We start from the raw sequence: 15837 nt of genomic DNA, 5'->3' as shown, positions 1-15837 counted from the left end.
GGGAAGGGCCGTCCTGGAAGCATCCGTTCGTGGCCGGATATCGATCTACGCCAATCGCGAAGCACCGGCAGGCGCCGACCGTGAGTAGGCCGTGGTCACGTCGAACGCGGCATCCCGCGCGGGTTATTCTATTTCGACAGGACGACATGCTTCCCGTGGGGCACGGCGACGTGCTCGGTGCCCGGCGCCGTCCGATCGACGCGTGACAGCAAGGCCTCGCCTTACCCTAACAATGTGGGAGACAGAGATCGAATGGCCGCTTTGCCGGACTGCGCCGCCGTCTGAATGTCAGAGTGGCACAAAACGCGAGTGACCCTTCATGGCCGAATCCGGAACCTCATCACGGTGCGCGACCGAGGCTTCGACCAAGCTCGGCGATCTGATTTCGAAGTGCGTCAAGAAAAACACTCACCCGGTTCGGCACATAACGTCGGCTCGGCATGACGGCCCAGACCGACAGATCCTCCATCGTCGCGTCCTCCAGGTGAATCTGCTCCAGCGACTTGTCGGCCAACTGTCGAAATACGTCCCAGTAGGTCAACTGGGCAAGTCCCAGCCCTTGCACGGCAGCCGTGCGTGCCGCTTCGACGCTGGTTGTAGTGACGTAAGCGTCCACGTGCTTGCGTATCAATGCTCCGTTCACGATGAGCGGCCACTGCCTCACCGCGCTCAACCGGATGCAGGCGTGATCGTCCAGTTCGGAAACTCTGGCAGGACGCCCATGCTTCTTCAGATACGCGGGCGCCGCGCAGATCAGTCGAGGGTTTGGCGCGATCTTCTTCGCCACCAGTTCGGAATCTTCCAGCGGCGCAATCCGCAACGCCACGTCAAGCCCCTGTCCCACGATATCGACCTGACGGTCAGACAGATCGATATCGATACGAAGGTCAGGATTCGCTTCCAGTAAAGCGGGGAGCATCGGTAACACGACCGACTGCCCGAAACCGCTTGGAGCCGTCATGCGCAGCACCCCCGACGCACTGCCCGGTGATGGGCCGAGTTCGGCTCGCGCGCCCGTCTCTGCGTCTGCCATCGCTCTGGCATACGGGATGAAAGCTTCGCCCTCGGCGGTCAAGGTCAGCGATCGGGTCGTCCGATGAAAAAGGCGCACGCCAAGATCTTCCTCCAGCGCCGCTATCCGTCGTGACACCTGCATCGGCACGACGTCGAGTTGTCGGGCCGCAGCAGACAGGCTTCCCGCCGATGCGACAGCCAGAAAGGTTCGAACGTCTGGAAGAAGCATCGTTTATATCCAAAAGTGTTAGAGCGGCTTCACATTCCAATGTCTGTTTCCCGGTGCTCGCGGCGCCTACCATGCACTCACCTTCTCTTCGACGCGAGCAGCAAAATGACCGATACGACTTCCCTGATCCTTTCCCCTTATCAACGCGACGGCATCGCAGTGAGAAACCGCCTTGCAGTCGCCCCGATGACCCGCATTACCGCCACCGAAAACGGTCATCCGACGCAGACCATGTTCGACTACTACCTGCGCTTTGCGGAAGGCGGCTTCGGTCTCGTGACAACTGAGGGAATCTATACCGACAAGGCGTTCTCGCAAGGATACCGGTTTCAGCCGGGCCTGGCGGACGACGAGCAAGCCCGGGGCTGGACGGCTTTCATCCGGGACATGCAGAAGCGGGGCGCGCATGTCGTCGCACAGCTCATGCATGCAGGCGCGCTGAGTCAAGGCAATTTCTATCGAACGGGCACTGTGGGACCATCAGCAGTGCGTCCTAAAGGCAAGCAGATGGAGTTCTACTTTGGCGAGGGCCTCTACCCGGAACCGAGGCAGATGACAGCGCGCGAAATCGATGAGGTCGTAGAGGGCTTTGTGAGCGCTGCCCGGCGCGCTGTGAATATCGCAGGCTTCAATGCGGTGGAGATTCACGGCGCCAATGGCTATCTGCTCGACCAGTTCCTGACGGCAGAGACCAATCGCAGAACAGACCGTTGGGGCGGAGACACGAATGCGCGCGTCCAGTTGCTCGCCGACGTCGTAAAGGAAGTGAAACTGGGCATTGGAAACGCAGTACCCGTCGGCATTCGAATCTCCCAAGGCAAAGTCAATGATTTCACGGCGAAGTGGCCGGGTGCGCGAAGCGATGCCGAAGTGATCTTCGGCACGCTGGCCGCTGCAGGCGCAGACTTCATTCACGTCACTGAACACGAAGCGTGGCAGCCTGCATTCGAAGGCGAGACAGATAGCCTCATCGCGCTGGCCCGTCGCTATGCACCGGACGTCACGATCCTTGCGAATGGCAACTTGCATACAGCGGATCGAATCGCCAACGCATTGGAAAACGGTGCAGATCTGGTGACGATAGGACGCGGTGCGCTAGCCAACCCTGACTTGCCGAAAGTGCTGTTGCAAAAACGTGAACCCAGAACATTCGATGGTTCGATTCTTCAACCGGTAGCGAACATCAAGGAGGCCGAACTGTCCATGCGGACGGTCGACTGAACAAGAGCAACGTCCTCAGTCGGCTTTCGTGTCAAAAGCTCCGTGAACGCAGTCGTCTCACATCTGACCTTCATCGAGAGTTTGAGACACCTTCGGCCGTATGGGGCTGCGAGAAAGGGTAAGATAATCGGCCGAGCGCTCAAGGAAGGCGAACCAGCCAACCTCGACGCGCTCACCTCCTGTCAAGCCCAGACAATATCGTCGTTGGCGGCCCTCTCGGGCGTCCGCGGTGCAGTTCCGTGACCGACCCGAAACCATCAGTCAAAACACTGACTCAGGCAAATAATACCGAACGTTTCATCCGCAAAGCAAAGACTTAGTCTGTTCTTATGGATCAAACGAATAGTCGCCTCGCAGAGTATCACGATACGTAATAGCGCTCGTTTTTCCCGTTAATTGATCACCGACATCATTGTCCCTGCGAAATAGACCTGAAAAATTCCGCAACGCAATCGAGCAGATATCTCGACTCCCTTGCTTCACTATTCGGGAGACCTGGCATCGCGAGCCGATTCGATGACACCTTGGATGCGCGGCATTCGCCAGGTCGATAAGATTACGCGTTGAGACGATCCAAATCCTGCTTAACGGCGTGCGTGTGAGGCATTTTTCGTCGATTGTTCCTGCACGCGTCAAGCGACGTCATGACGCCCGCTTCGACTCGATGGCAAACAACGGCCTCTCGTCAAGGGCACGCGAATGGCCCGCGTTGGCATGGTATGGGGAATCGGAGGATGGCTGCCGCAACATTTCCTCGGCAAGATTGGCCCCGAGGCAACGCAGACCTGCGGGACCGCATCAAAGCTGAGTTGCGCACCACCTTCCGGAGCGAGTTCCAAGCCGAAAATTTCACTCAGCAGCGCCCTCTCGCTTGAGATGCTTCGTTCAGGCCGTTATCGGCAGCCGAAGGTCGTCAGTCATTGGTTCGTTCAGATAGCGACGCGCTTGACCGTGTCGGCCGCAGTTTCACTCGCTAGCCGCTGGAGGAGGATGAGTGATGAGCAACGAGTCCATACCGGGCGGCGCTACGCCCTTCCCTCAGCCCGCAGAAGGCGAGACCCGCAGCGACGACGATACGGTGACCGACGCCCCGTTCGTGCGCAGTCATCCACGCCTCCAGCAACTGTTTCCCATCCTCACGGAAGCTGAAATCAGCAGAGTTCGGCGCTTTGGCAGAGTGTCGCGCTACCCCAAAGGCACAATGATCTATCGGGTTGGAGAGCGCACCCCGGGCATGTTTGTGCTGCTGTCGGGCAAGATCCGGGCTGTCGCCCGCGATGGCCTCGGCCGCGAGCAGATCATTCACACTTTCACGCACCGCGGCGAATTCACTTCTGACGTGAACCAGTTTTCGAACAAGCCTTCCTTCGTGGATTCTTGTGTCATTGAAGATGTCGAAGCTGTGTTGGTCCGGCCCGACGACCTCAGTCCGCTTCTGATCGGTGAAGCCGAGCTGGGCGAAAAGATCATGCGCGCGCTGATTCTCAGGCGCTTCGTTGCAATGGAACGCGTGAACGGCGCCGTTCTGGTCGGCGCGCCCGGGAATCCCCGGCTGCTCGCGTTGCAGAATTTCCTGCGCCGAAACACGTATCCAAACGTCACACTCGATGCGGAACAGGACGCCGATTCCGTCGCGCTACTCGAAGGACTGACACCTCATCGGGATGACTTTCCGCTCGTTGTCTGTCCAAACGGCACGGTGCTGCGCAACCCTGATGAGGGGCAACTTGCGTCGTGTCTTGGACTGATTCCCGACTTCGACCCGGCCCATGTCTATGACGTGGCAATCGTCGGCGCGGGTCCCGCTGGACTGGCGGCAGCCGTCTACGCAGCATCCGAGGGATTGTCGGTCGCGGTGCTCGACTGTCGCGCACCCGGTGGCCAGGCCGGCGCGAGCGCACGCATCGAAAATTTTTTCGGTTTCCCTACCGGCATCACGGGTCACGCGCTCGCGGACCGCGCTTTCGTTCAGGCGCAGAAGTTCGGTGCGCATATCGGCATCCCGTGCGAGGTCAAGGCGTTGTATTGCGACAAGCAACCGCCCGTCGTGGAGCTTACCAATGGCCATCGAATCACCGCGCGCACTGTTGTAATCGCGACGGGCGCAGAGTACCGGCGACCCGTCGTCGAGGATCTTGAGCGTTTCGAAGGCCGTGGCGTCTATTACTGGGCTACGCCGATCGAAGCAAAGCTATGCCGCAAAGAGCCAGTGTTGCTGATCGGAGGTGGTAATTCGGCGGGACAGGCTGTCGTGTTTCTCGCATCACACGCCGAGCATGTGCACATGTTCATTCGAGGCGCGAAGCTCGAGGACAGCATGTCGCACTACCTGATCGAGCGCGTCCTGGCGCTGCCGAACGTGACGGTTCATACGCGGGTCGAACTGACCGCGCTCGAAGGAACCGAGCGTCTCGAACGTGTGCACTATCGCGGCGCCGGGGGAATCGAAGGGAATATGACCATCCATCACCTGTTCGTATTCATCGGCGCGGATCCCAACACGAGCTGGCTCAACACATGCGGCATCTCGCTCGACAACCACGGTTTCGTACGGACGGGCATCGATCTTCCCGATGCGAACATGCTGTCGATATCGTTGCAGACGAGCGTCGAAGGTGTTTTCGCGATTGGCGATGTTCGCTCAGGGTCCACCAAGCGTGTCGCTTCTGCAGTGGGTGAAGGCGCGGGTGTGGTGGCGCAGATCCAGGGTTTTCTGTCCCGCGTTTATTGAATGACCTTGCAGGGTGCAGCGAGATAGCAGAAGAAGGAAAACAGACACGCGCAGGCACGCCTGCGCGTCTCGAAGCGAATACCTCAACGGGGCGACAACTGTCAGACACCGATACGTCGACAGTCGCCCCTGCAATCAATCCGGGATTTACGAACCGAAATACACCGGCTTCATTCCATCATTTGCATCCGGGCGGATCGAGCCCTCGATTTTGTGGCCCACGCGGGAAACAGCGCTGCGGAACGAACGCAGTTCGTGATGGCTACCCGACGCCGACGTGCCATCGGCGACGCCGCCGACATCCCCAGCAGCCGCGACCGTATGCGCGGCCTGCGTATTGATTGGTGCGGCCGCGTCGTTGGATTGGGCGAACGACGAGACAGCGGGGATTGCGAGGGCAGCAGCAACAACGAGCGATTGAACGAGTTTCATGATACTTACCTCCAGGCTTTGATTGCTTCGCAAACACCCGTTTGCGTTTCAGTGATGCAAGTCTAGGCCGGAGGCGGCTCGTAATTAAGCCCTCGCAGAACAATTGAATGTTGTTGGAATAGGTATAAACCCTATGCACATCGACGTAGTGGCGTGCAGCCGGTCGTACCCGCCGGGACTGGTCAGATGCCCAATGCGCAGCCGTCTTTGCGATGGTCCGACGCACCGGCAAGCGTACCGTTTTCCCAGTCGATCCAGATCGCCTGCGCGCCGCCGATGGCCCAGTTCGGCGGCGCCAGCCTGAATCCGCGCCGGGTCAGTTCGTCACGCGTTGCCGCCGGCAACGTAGATTCAGCTTCGACGACACCCGTGCCCGGTTGCGGAAACACGCGCGGCAATGCGATGGCCGACTGCATGTCCAGCCCGTAGTCCAGCACCTTCGACAGAAAGTGAGCGTGCCCCATCGCCTGATAGTGGCCGCCCATCACGCCGAAGGTCATCTGCACTTTGCCGTTCTTCGTGACCATGCCGGGAATGATGGTGTGCATCGGTCTTGCGTGCGGCGCGATGGCATTGGGATGCCCTTCTTCGACGGCAAAGCTCTGTCCGCGGTTGTGCAGCATCACGCCGCTGTGCGGCGCCATGATCACGCTGCCAAAAGGATGAAAGAGCGAGTTGATGAAGCTCGCGCAATTGCGGTCTTTGTCGACGACGCAGATATAGACCGTGTCCTTGTGATCGGCGGGTCGGTACGTCGACACGTCGGTCATGGCGCGCTCGAGTGAGATTCGGGCGCGCAGTGTCGAGACGGTTTCGTCCGACAGCAGCCAGTCGATATCGAGCGGCTGGCCGCGCGGATCGCCGAGCAGCGCATCGCGGATCGAATACGCAAGCCGCGTCGCCTCGATTTCGCGGTGCAGCCGGTCAGCGCCGAGTGGATCGTCGGTCGCATCGAATCCTTCGAGAATCTTGAGTATCAGCAGCGCAATGATGCCCTGCCCATTCGGCGGACACTCATGCACCTCGTAGCCGCGGAAGCTCGCCTTGATGGGCTTCACGTATTCGCCGCGATACTGCGCGAAGTCGTCCAGCGTGTGCAGGCCGCCCTTACTCTTCAGACACTCGACCATATCCTCCGCGATAAAGCCCTCGTAGAACACTCGCGGACCTGCTTCGGCGATGGCCATCAGCGACTTCGCGAGCAACGGCTGCCGGTGAAGCGTTCCCGCCGCCGGTGGAGCGCCTTCGATCAGCATCTGCTCGCGGCTCGTCTTGTCCAGCCGCAGCAATGCGGCCTGATTCGCCCAGTCGGCTGCCGCGCGCGGCGCCACGGCGTAGCCCTCGCTCGCCAGTTTGATCGCCGAGGCAAACAGCGACTTGAACGGCATCGAGCCATGATCGCGCGCCAGCGTCGCCCATGCGTCGACGGCGCCCGGCACCGTCACGGCATGAGGCGAATGGCGCTCGATCGACGAAACGCCCATCGACCTGAGCACGGACACGCTGGCCGCCTGCGGCGCCCATCCGGAGCCATTGAAGGCGATGATGTCGTCGCCGCCGCCGCGCGAATACAACGCGAAGCAATCGCCGCCTATCCCCGTCGAGCCGGGCTCGACCACACACTGCGCGGCGCAGGCCGCAATCGCCGCATCCATTGCATTACCGCCCGCCTCCAGAATCTTCACGGCGGCAAGCGTCGAAGCGGGATGCGATGTCGCCGCCATACCGTCCTTCGACATCACCAGCGATCGTCCCGGTTGCTCGAAATCTCTCATGCTGTTTGCCCGTCCCATCAGTTGTTGTTCAGCGTCTTGCGCCACGCGAGCGTATCGTCGAGCGCGCGCTTGGCGGCATCGAACATTTCATCGATTTGCGCGCGGGTCACGATGAGCGGCGGGCAGAAATTGACGGTGTCGCCCAACGCACGCGTGATCAGTCCATGCGACAACGCACGCGTGCCGGCATAGGCCGCGACGCCCTCGGACGGCGCGAAAGGCTCCCTGCTCGCCTTGTCCGCCACCAGCTCGACGGCGGCAAGCAGGCCAACGCCACGCGCTTCGCCGACGAGCGGATGTCGCCCAAGTTCGGCCACGCGCTCCTGGAAGTGCGGCGTGACGGCTCTCACATGTTCGAGAATGCCGTCCTGCTCGTATATCTTCAGCGTCTCCAGCGCGACGGCTGCGCACACGGGATGACCGCTGTACGTGAACCCGTGCCCGAATGTGCCGATCTTCTCGCTCTCCGTGACGAGGCCGCGATAGATGCGCTCGTTGACCATCAACGCAGAGATAGGCAGATAGCCTGCGGATAGCTGCTTGGCCATCGTGATCATGTCGGGCTGCATGCCGAAAGTCTGCGAACCGAACATGTTCCCCGTGCGTCCGAAACCGCAGATGACTTCGTCGGCCACGAGCAGAATGTCGTGGCGCTTCAGCACGGCCTGAACCTTCTCCATATACGTGGCAGGTGGCACGATCACGCCACCGGACGCCATGACGGGTTCCGCAAAAAACGCCGCGATGGTGTCCGCGCCCTCTTCGAGAATCAGTCGTTCAAGCGACTCGGCGCAGCGGGTGGCGAACTGTTCTTCGCTCTCGCCAGGCAAACCGTATCGATAGAAATGCGGGCAGTCGGTGTGCAGAATCCTGTCGATAGGCAAGTCGAAGTCGCGATGATTGTTCTGCAGCCCCGTAAGGCTCGCCGACGCAATCGTCACGCCATGGTAGGCGCGTGTACGCGAGATGATTTTCTTCTTCTGCGGCCGGCCGATCGCGTTGTTGAAATACCAGATCAGCTTGACGGCCGTATCGTTGGCCTCGGACCCGGAGTTCGCGAAGAACACCTTCGACATCGGCACGGGAGCCATCGAAATCAGCTTCTCAGCCAGCAGAATGGAAGGTTCCGACGACTTGTGCCCGAACGCATGATAGAACGGCAGCTTTCTCATCTGCCTGTCGGCAGCATCCGCGAGCCGTGTTTCGCTAAAACCGAGCGATGCGCAGAAAAGCCCGCCGAGTCCTTCGAGATATCGATTGCCCTCGGAATCGTAGACGTAGACACCTTCGCCGCGCTCGATCACCATCGGTCCGACTTCGCGATGAAGACTGAGATTGGTGTAGGGGTGAAGGTAGTGATTGATGTCGTTCTGTTTCAGGTTTTGCATGGGTTGGTTCCTTGATTCGTCTCATCCACGTTTGGGTTCTCGTCGTGCGGCATTGGGACTACTTCATGGCTCCGGACAGGAATCGCTGAAGGCGCTCGCTTCGAGGCGTTTTCATGACTTCACGTGGATGCCCTTCTTCTTCGATCACACCCTGATGAAGAAAGACCACATGGTTGGAAACCTCGCGCGCAAAGCCCATTTCATGTGTGACCACGATCATCGTGCGGCCCTCTTCCGCGAGATCGCGCATGACCTTGAGCACATCGCCGACGAGTTCCGGGTCGAGCGCCGACGTGGGTTCATCGAAGAGCAGCGCTTCGGGCTCCATCGCGAGCGCCCGCGCAATCGCAACCCGCTGCTGTTGTCCACCCGACAGGTGCGACGGGTAAGCATCCGCGAAACGCGTCATGCCGACCTGCTCCAGATAGCGCCCAGCCCGTTCCGTGGCCTCGGCCCTGGTCAGCTTCAGCACGTGCCTCGGCGCTTCCATGACGTTCTCCAGCACGGTCATGTGCGCCCAGAGATTGAAGTGCTGGAAGACCATCGCGAGGCGCGTGCGCATTTGCCTCAGTTGCGCGGGATCGCTGATGCGGATTTCGCCGCTTCCGTTGGTCGAGGTGCGTACTTCATTTCCGTTGAGGCTCACGCGGCCCGACGACGGCGATTCGAGAAAGTTGATGCACCGCAGGAACGTGCTCTTGCCGGACCCCGACGAGCCGATCATGCTGATCACGTCACCGCTTTTTGCGGACAGCGAAACGCCCTTGAGTACTTCGTTATCGCCATAGCGTTTGTGCAGATTTTCGACAGTCAATGCATTCATATGGCGAGTTCTAGCTTTTAGCGAGTGTGGCAAAGTTCTGGGGGCGCAGATAAACCAGGTATCGGCGTTCGGTGAGGCGGACCAGAAGTGTGATGATGGTGGTCAGCCCGAAGTACACGGTCCCGACGGAGATGAATGCTTCGAACGGCGCGTAGTAGTTCGCATAGAAATCGCGCGCGACGCCCGTCAGATCGACGATCGTGATGGCGCTCACAAGCGACGTACCGTGCAGCATCAGAATCACTTCGTTGCTATACGCAGGAATGAAGCGGCGCAGCGCCGAGGGCAGAAGAATTCTTCTCCATGTCGTGAGCTGGCTCATGCCGTAGGCTCGCGCTGCTTCGATCTCGCCGTACGGTGTTGCGCGCAATGCGCCCGCCAGAATCTCCGTCGTGTAGGCACAGGTGTTCGCCGTCAGCGCAATCAGCGCGCAGTCGTAGGGATCGCGCAACAACGAAAGAATGGGCGTGCCGCGCTGCCACGCGTCCTGCATCCACTGGAACTGGCCGAACCCGTAGTACACGATCATCAGTTGCGCGAGTAACGGCGTGCCGCGCATGAACCATGTGTAAACCGCAACAGGGCCACTGACGATACGGTTGGGCGACACACGCAGCACGGCGAGCGGAATGGCGATCAGCAAACCCAGCACGAGAGAGAAAACCGTGAGCTGAACTGTTACCCACAGGCCGCTCGCGTACGAAGCAAACAGTTGTCCGAGCTGTTCATATGTCATCGGTGCAGGCTCCCTTCCCGAACACCTCTGTGAAGATACGTGCGTGCGCGCGCAAGACAGGCCGTCGAGCCCGATGTCACCACCAGATACACCGCGCAGGCCGCAAGGTAGAACGTCATCGGTGCCTGCGTCGTGCGGCCCGCCTGGTCGGCAATGAACATCACGTCGTGCAGGCCGATCAGCGACGCAATGGCCGTCGCCTTGAGCAGAACCAGCCAGTTATTGACGGCAGCGGGAAGCGCGAGGCGCATCATCTGTGGGAACAGGATGCGTCGGAACGCAAGCCAGCCCGAAAAGCCGTAGGCACGCGCCGCCTCCATCTGGCCGCGCGGCACGCTCAGAATCGCGCCGCGAAACGTCTCCGTGTAATAGGCGCCGAAGATGAAACCGATAGTCAACACGGCCGCAACGAAAGCGTTGACGTCCGGTGCATGAAGACCCACCCATGACGCCAGCTGGTTGAGGATCAGTTGCCCGCCGTAAAACACGAGCAGCATCATCACGAACTCGGGCACACCGCGGACCAGCGTCGTGTAGGCCGAAGCCATCGAGACGACCGCCCGCGAGCCGTACAGCTTTGCCACCGCGCCAGCCATGCCCAGGCACACCGCGAGCACCACGGACAGCACAGCGAGGACGAGCGTAATTCCGGCGCCCTGTAAAAGCGCGGGGAAATACCGCTGGAGTTCGAGCATGGTTCCGCCTGTGATGACTTGTTGGAGGCCGCGACAGACGTGCGCTCGCGGCGCCTTGCCGGCAATATCAGTAGATGTCGAAATTGAAGTACTTCTTCTCGATCGACAGATACACGCCGTTTGCGCGGATCGCGTCGATAGCCTGGTTGAACTGCTGCTTCAGATCGTCATCTCCCTTGCGCACGGGGATGCCATAGCCTTCACCGAGCAGCGCCTTCTGTTCCGGCGTCGCGCCGAGAATCGGCTGCCCGATGAACTTGAAGTTCTCGCCTTCCGGTTTGGTCAGAAATGCGCTGTATGCAGCCGTCGCGTCCTGCAGCCCTGCGTCGAGACGGCCCGAGCGAAGATCCATATAAGCCTCGTCCTGCGTCGCATAGCGCACGATCTGCACGCCGCCCTGCGCCCAGTACGCACTCGCATACTTATCGGCCAGCGTGCCCCGCTGCACGCCGACGCGCTTGCCCTTCAGTTCGGCAGGCGTTGCGTCCTTGATCGGGCTCGCTTTCGATGCGATCAGTCTGCGTGGCGAGTTGTAGTACTTTTCCGTGAAGTCGACTTTCTGCTTACGCTCAGCCGTGATCGCAACGGACGCGACGATCGCGTCGATCTTCTCGGCCTGCAATGCGGGAATCAGGCCGTCCCAGTTGATCTGTACCAGCGTGCAGTTCGCATGCATCTGCGCGCATAGTGCGTGAATGATGTCGATATCGAAGCCCACCGGTTTGCCGTCCGGCTGAATCGACGAGAACGGCGGATAAGCGCCCTCGTAGCCGATGCGAATGTCTTTCCATTCCTTCGCATGTGCATTCAGGGCCAGCACGCAGATGGCCAGTCCCAGCAGATTCTTCACGAGTCGTTTCATGTCGAGGCTCAAAAGGTTGGTGTAAGTCACGCGCGGCTATGTGTTTCCGTCGCACTCGTTTTATATTCGTACAACTAATATTTATGAAAAATTCATCACGATGAATAGCCTGTTTTCCTAGCGGCCCGACGTCATCCATTGACGCAGCGCCGGCACCGTCGCTTCGATGTGCTCTCGCACGGTCGCCTCGACGGCCATGGGGTCACCGCTTTTGATGGCGTCGATGATCGTCGTGTGGTCGTCGCGCGAAGTCATCTGCTTGTCGGCAAGTTGCAGCCACAGACGCATGTGAGGCTCGACGACGGTATGCAGTCCGGCAATCTGCGCGACCAGACGTTTGCGGCCGCTCAACTGACACAGATACTCATGGAAATTCCGATGCGCGCTCACCCACTGATGCGCGTCCTGCTCGTGGCTTTCCATCACTTCGATCAGCCGTGCGAGTTCAGCGATGTGCGCGGGCATGATGCCCGGCAGCGCCAGCTTCGCTGCAAGTCCCTCGAGCGCGCCACGCATGCAGAAGACCTCTTCCATTTCGTCGGCATCCAGCCCGCGGACGATCGCGCCGCGGTTTGGCCTGATGACGACGAGACCCTCGCTTGCGAGCCTGCGGAATGCTTCGCGCACGGGCATGCGGCTCGTGTCGATCTCGGCCGCTATCTCTTCGGGGATCAGGCGGTCGCCGGCGCGGTACTTACCCATGCGGATGCGATACAGCACATAGGCATATGCCTCTTCTTCCGCCGTGACGGCGAATCCTGCGCGAAAGGAATGAACGCTTTCTTCCATGGTCTGCCTGATCGGCTTGCTCGAAATGAAATTAATTTGTAAGACTGGATATTTGTATCCGTGGATTCAATATATCAATCCAATAAAGCGGCCAAATAGGGGAAAACCCTTGGATTTGATTTGAGAGGGAGATATGCGGACGACGGGGGAAAGTCGACGGACGTCGTGATCGGGAGCCGACATCATGCCGCTGCGTTGCTGCTGATATCCGGAGGGCATGTGCTCCGATCGTCGATTGCTGTTTATCGCGCAATCTCGTTCTTGAAAGAGACGCCGACTACCTCTCGTCAGCGCCGACGCTGTCAACGCCAACAGGCACCTGCTCCCACGCCTGTTCGATTGCCTGAAGCGCGCTGAACACGATCGACCGGTTGAGCGCTGCGGCCAGCACGCCGTCTCGCTCCGCGTAGGCTTCGCACAAGCGCTGATGATCGGAGCACGAACGCTGCAAACGCCCCGGCAACGACGTGCTCAACCGGCGCAAACGGTTGGTACGCATGCGCATCGAATCCAGCACCTCCTTGAAGATGCCGTTGCCGCATACCCGAAGTTCTTCGTCGCGAAATGCGACATTTGCCCAGAAATAGCCGTCGACGTCGCCTTGAGCGGCGGCCTCCGCAAGACGACCATGGGCATGCCATAGCGATTCGATGTCAGTGTCGGTGGCGCGTTCGACGATGGCCGTCGATACCTGTGCGTAAAGAATCGCGCGCAACTGATAGATCTCGCGCACGTCCACCAACTTCAGCGCCGACACCCGTGGACGCCTGCGCGGCGACCAGTCGACCAATCCTTCGCGACTCAACACGAACAGCGCTTCGCGCACTGGTGTGCGGCTGACGTTGAACCGTTTCGCGAGATCGACGGAGTTCAGATCGTCGCCCGGCGAAAGGCGCCCTTCAATGATGCCGCGCGCCACCCAGTCGACGATCTCGCCGACACGCGACGATTCACCGTCCTCCTCGAGCTTGCTTCTGTCGACATTCTGATTCACCGCAGTTCCCCTTACGTCCGGGATCGCCGGCCCGGTTTCCGGGCGATTCTAGCAAACGGCCCTTCTTCGGCGGCGCGTGGCAATGCGCGCGGCCTTTCTGGGTTCACCCTCCAAGTGTGTACACTGCGCGTTCTGCGCCTTGCGAAATCACGGTTTTCCTATTTAGAATACGCAAAGTGTCGACATTTTAGCGTTTCGCATCAAGGTACGACAACCACAGAGGCGTGCGATCGAAGGCCATGAGCCGCCGCACCCAGCCTCATCGAACATCAAACCCGAAGGAGACAAACCGATGTCCGTCATCGACCGACGACGCTTTCTGAAAACCAGTGCCGTTGGAGCTTTGGCATCGGCGGCCGCCAGCAAGGCGGTTTTCGCCGACTCGCCCGATACCGCCGCGCCCGCTTCCGCGCCTGCGCCCGCTAGCAGCACAAATGCACGCCCGCCGAAGGTCACGCGCATCCTCGCGGAGTTCATCGTCAAGACCGGTTACCAGGACTTGCCCGCGCCCGCCCGCAAGGAAGGCGTGCGAACCTTGATGAACTGGGTCGGCGTTGCTGTCGGCGGTTCGCACGATGAAACGGTGAATCGCGCGGTCGCCGCCCTGACGCCATTCTCGGGGCCGCCACAGGCGAACCTGCTGGGCCGCAGCGAGCGCTTCGACATCATGAACGCGGCCTTCATCAACGGCGTCAGCAGCCATATCTTCGACTACGACGACACGCATCTGAAGACGATCATTCACCCGGCAGGGCCCGTCGCTTCCGCGATTCTGGCGTACTCGCAATACCATCCCGTGTCGGGCAAGGATTTTTTGAACGCGCTCGTGCTAGGCGTCGAAACGGAATTGCGGATCGGCAATGCGGTGTATCCCAATCACTACGATGTCGGCTGGCACATCACGGGCACATGCGGCGTATTCGGCTCGGCGGCGGCAACGGGCAAGCTGATGGGGCTAAGCGTTCAGCAAATGGTTTGGGCATTGGGCCTTGCGGCGTCTCAGCCGGTCGGCTTGCGCGAATCGTTCGGTTCGATGAACAAGAGCTTCAACCCGGGGCGCGCGGCCGCGAACGGCATCTTCGCGGCTCTGCTGGCTGCCAGGGACTACACCAGTTCGGATGGCATGATCGAAGCGAAGCGGGGTTGGGCGAACACCATCAGCACCAAACAGGATTACCGCGAAATCACCGAAGCGCTGGGCACGCGTTACGAATCGACGCTGAACACCTACAAGCCGTTTGCGTGCGGCATCGTCATTCATCCGGCAATCGACGCGGCAATCCAGCTTCGCAATCAATATCACCTGACGGCCGATCAGATCGACCATATTGATCTTCGCGTGCATCCGCTCGTCATCGAACTGACCGGCAAGAAGACGCCGCAGATCGGGCTCGAAGGCAAGTTCAGCATCTATCATGCGGTCGCGATTGCCGTGATCGACGGCGCGGGCGGCGAAAAACAGTTCAGCGACGCGAAAGTGCGCGACCCGGTGACGGTTGCCCTGCGCGAGAAGGTGAACGCAATCATCGATCCCGCGATCAAGCCCGAACAGGTCGACATGACCATCACGCTCAAGGATGGCCGCAAGTTGCACAAGTTTATTCAGCATGCGATCGGCAGCACCGAAGTGCCGATGACCGATCAGCAACTCGAGAAGAAGTTCGCCGACCTCGCCGACGGCATTCTTTCGCCAACTCAAACGCGTGCATTGATCGAAAAGTGCTGGCACGTCGAGCAATTGGACAGCGCGAGTGAGATCGCACTGGCCGCGCTGCCGCAGTAGTTGATTGACACTCCATCACTGGCGCACCGGCGATGGTTGCCATGATGATCACGCCTGGAGCACAGTAGTCGCGCCATCGAACTCGTTCGATGGCGCGTGCGAACCGAGCGAGCAGGCATTGAGCCGGCTGGTTATGCGACACGCCTGAGACAAATCCCCCGCGGATCAAAGTTCCGCTTCCTCGCGCTCCTGATCGAGCATCGCGTGAGCCTGGTGCGTCAGCTTCTTCAGTATGCCTGACAACATCTCCCGCTCCGCGCGCGTGAGGCATAACAGCAGGAACGCGTTGCGCTCCTATTGCGGGCCGTTGGACAACACACGTCCCTGGAAACAACAAATTTCGATAACCGGCGGCAACCTGCCAA

13 protein-coding genes are annotated in these 15837 nt (G+C 60.0%); 3 read left to right on the top strand and 10 right to left on the bottom strand.

Going from position 1 to position 15837, the window contains the following annotated elements; genetic code table 11:
• Window positions 1–340: 340 nt before the first annotated feature.
• Complete coding sequence (locus tag C2L64_RS24490; protein ID WP_009770738.1) at window positions 341–1243, bottom strand: LysR family transcriptional regulator; 903 nt, start codon at window positions 1241–1243, stop codon at window positions 341–343.
• A gap of 105 nt (window positions 1244–1348) precedes the next feature.
• On the opposite strand from C2L64_RS24490, the gene C2L64_RS24485 reads away from it, so the two are divergent.
• Both C2L64_RS24485 and C2L64_RS24480 read left to right on the top strand, forming a co-directional pair.
• Entirely contained in the window at window positions 1349–2464 is a 1116-nt protein-coding gene (locus C2L64_RS24485) for an NADH:flavin oxidoreductase (RefSeq protein WP_039902417.1), read from the top strand.
• A gap of 997 nt (window positions 2465–3461) precedes the next feature.
• Complete coding sequence (locus C2L64_RS24480; RefSeq protein ID WP_009770736.1) at window positions 3462–5195, top strand: FAD-dependent oxidoreductase; 1734 nt, start codon at window positions 3462–3464, stop codon at window positions 5193–5195.
• A 147-nt stretch (window positions 5196–5342) separates the two neighbouring features.
• Here C2L64_RS24480 and C2L64_RS24475 read toward each other — a convergent pair whose 3' ends face one another.
• The 9 genes from C2L64_RS24475 to C2L64_RS24435 all read right to left on the bottom strand — a co-directional run bounded on the left by C2L64_RS24475 (window position 5343) and on the right by C2L64_RS24435 (window position 13689).
• On the bottom strand, window positions 5343–5627 hold the full coding sequence (locus tag C2L64_RS24475) for a hypothetical protein (RefSeq protein WP_009770735.1): 285 nt from the start codon (window positions 5625–5627) through the stop codon (window positions 5343–5345).
• A 182-nt stretch (window positions 5628–5809) separates the two neighbouring features.
• Window positions 5810–7402: a gamma-glutamyltransferase family protein gene (locus C2L64_RS24470; RefSeq protein ID WP_039902439.1), complete on the bottom strand. Its 1593-nt coding sequence runs from the start codon at window positions 7400–7402 to the stop codon at window positions 5810–5812.
• Window positions 7403–7419: 17 nt separating this feature from the next.
• Entirely contained in the window at window positions 7420–8790 is a 1371-nt protein-coding gene (locus C2L64_RS24465; RefSeq protein ID WP_009770733.1) for an aspartate aminotransferase family protein, read from the bottom strand.
• 58 nt (window positions 8791–8848) lie between these two features.
• Window positions 8849–9613 (bottom strand): ABC transporter ATP-binding protein, encoded by a 765-nt coding sequence (locus C2L64_RS24460; RefSeq protein WP_007733277.1) that lies wholly within the window; start codon window positions 9611–9613, stop codon window positions 8849–8851.
• Between the two features lie 10 nt (window positions 9614–9623).
• Window positions 9624–10349 carry an ABC transporter permease gene (locus C2L64_RS24455; protein WP_009770732.1) on the bottom strand — a complete coding sequence of 242 codons (726 nt, stop codon included), beginning with the start codon at window positions 10347–10349 and terminating at the stop codon, window positions 9624–9626.
• Entirely contained in the window at window positions 10346–11044 is a 699-nt protein-coding gene (locus tag C2L64_RS24450) for an ABC transporter permease (RefSeq protein WP_009770731.1), read from the bottom strand. The genes C2L64_RS24455 and C2L64_RS24450 overlap by 4 nt, the downstream gene beginning before the upstream one ends.
• A 67-nt stretch (window positions 11045–11111) precedes the next feature.
• Window positions 11112–11906: an ABC transporter substrate-binding protein gene (locus C2L64_RS24445; RefSeq protein WP_009770730.1), complete on the bottom strand. Its 795-nt coding sequence runs from the start codon at window positions 11904–11906 to the stop codon at window positions 11112–11114.
• A gap of 117 nt (window positions 11907–12023) precedes the next feature.
• Window positions 12024–12695: a GntR family transcriptional regulator gene (locus tag C2L64_RS24440; protein WP_009770729.1), complete on the bottom strand. Its 672-nt coding sequence runs from the start codon at window positions 12693–12695 to the stop codon at window positions 12024–12026.
• Window positions 12696–12972: 277 nt separating this feature from the next.
• The gene (locus tag C2L64_RS24435; RefSeq protein ID WP_009770728.1) at window positions 12973–13689 is read right to left on the bottom strand and encodes a GntR family transcriptional regulator; all 717 of its coding nucleotides are present in this window, start codon (window positions 13687–13689) and stop codon (window positions 12973–12975) included.
• A gap of 292 nt (window positions 13690–13981) precedes the next feature.
• Between C2L64_RS24435 and C2L64_RS24430 the strand changes: the two genes are divergently transcribed.
• Window positions 13982–15472, top strand: coding sequence for an MmgE/PrpD family protein (locus C2L64_RS24430; protein ID WP_009770727.1), 1491 nt, complete (start codon window positions 13982–13984; stop codon window positions 15470–15472).
• The last annotated feature ends 365 nt before the right edge of the window (window positions 15473–15837 follow it).

It is taken from the genome of Paraburkholderia hospita (assembly GCF_002902965.1).
In the GTDB taxonomy this organism is placed as follows: domain Bacteria; phylum Pseudomonadota; class Gammaproteobacteria; order Burkholderiales; family Burkholderiaceae; genus Paraburkholderia; species Paraburkholderia hospita.
Note: the sequence above shows the minus strand (reverse complement) of the source record. Positions and strands in the feature narration are given on the sequence as shown.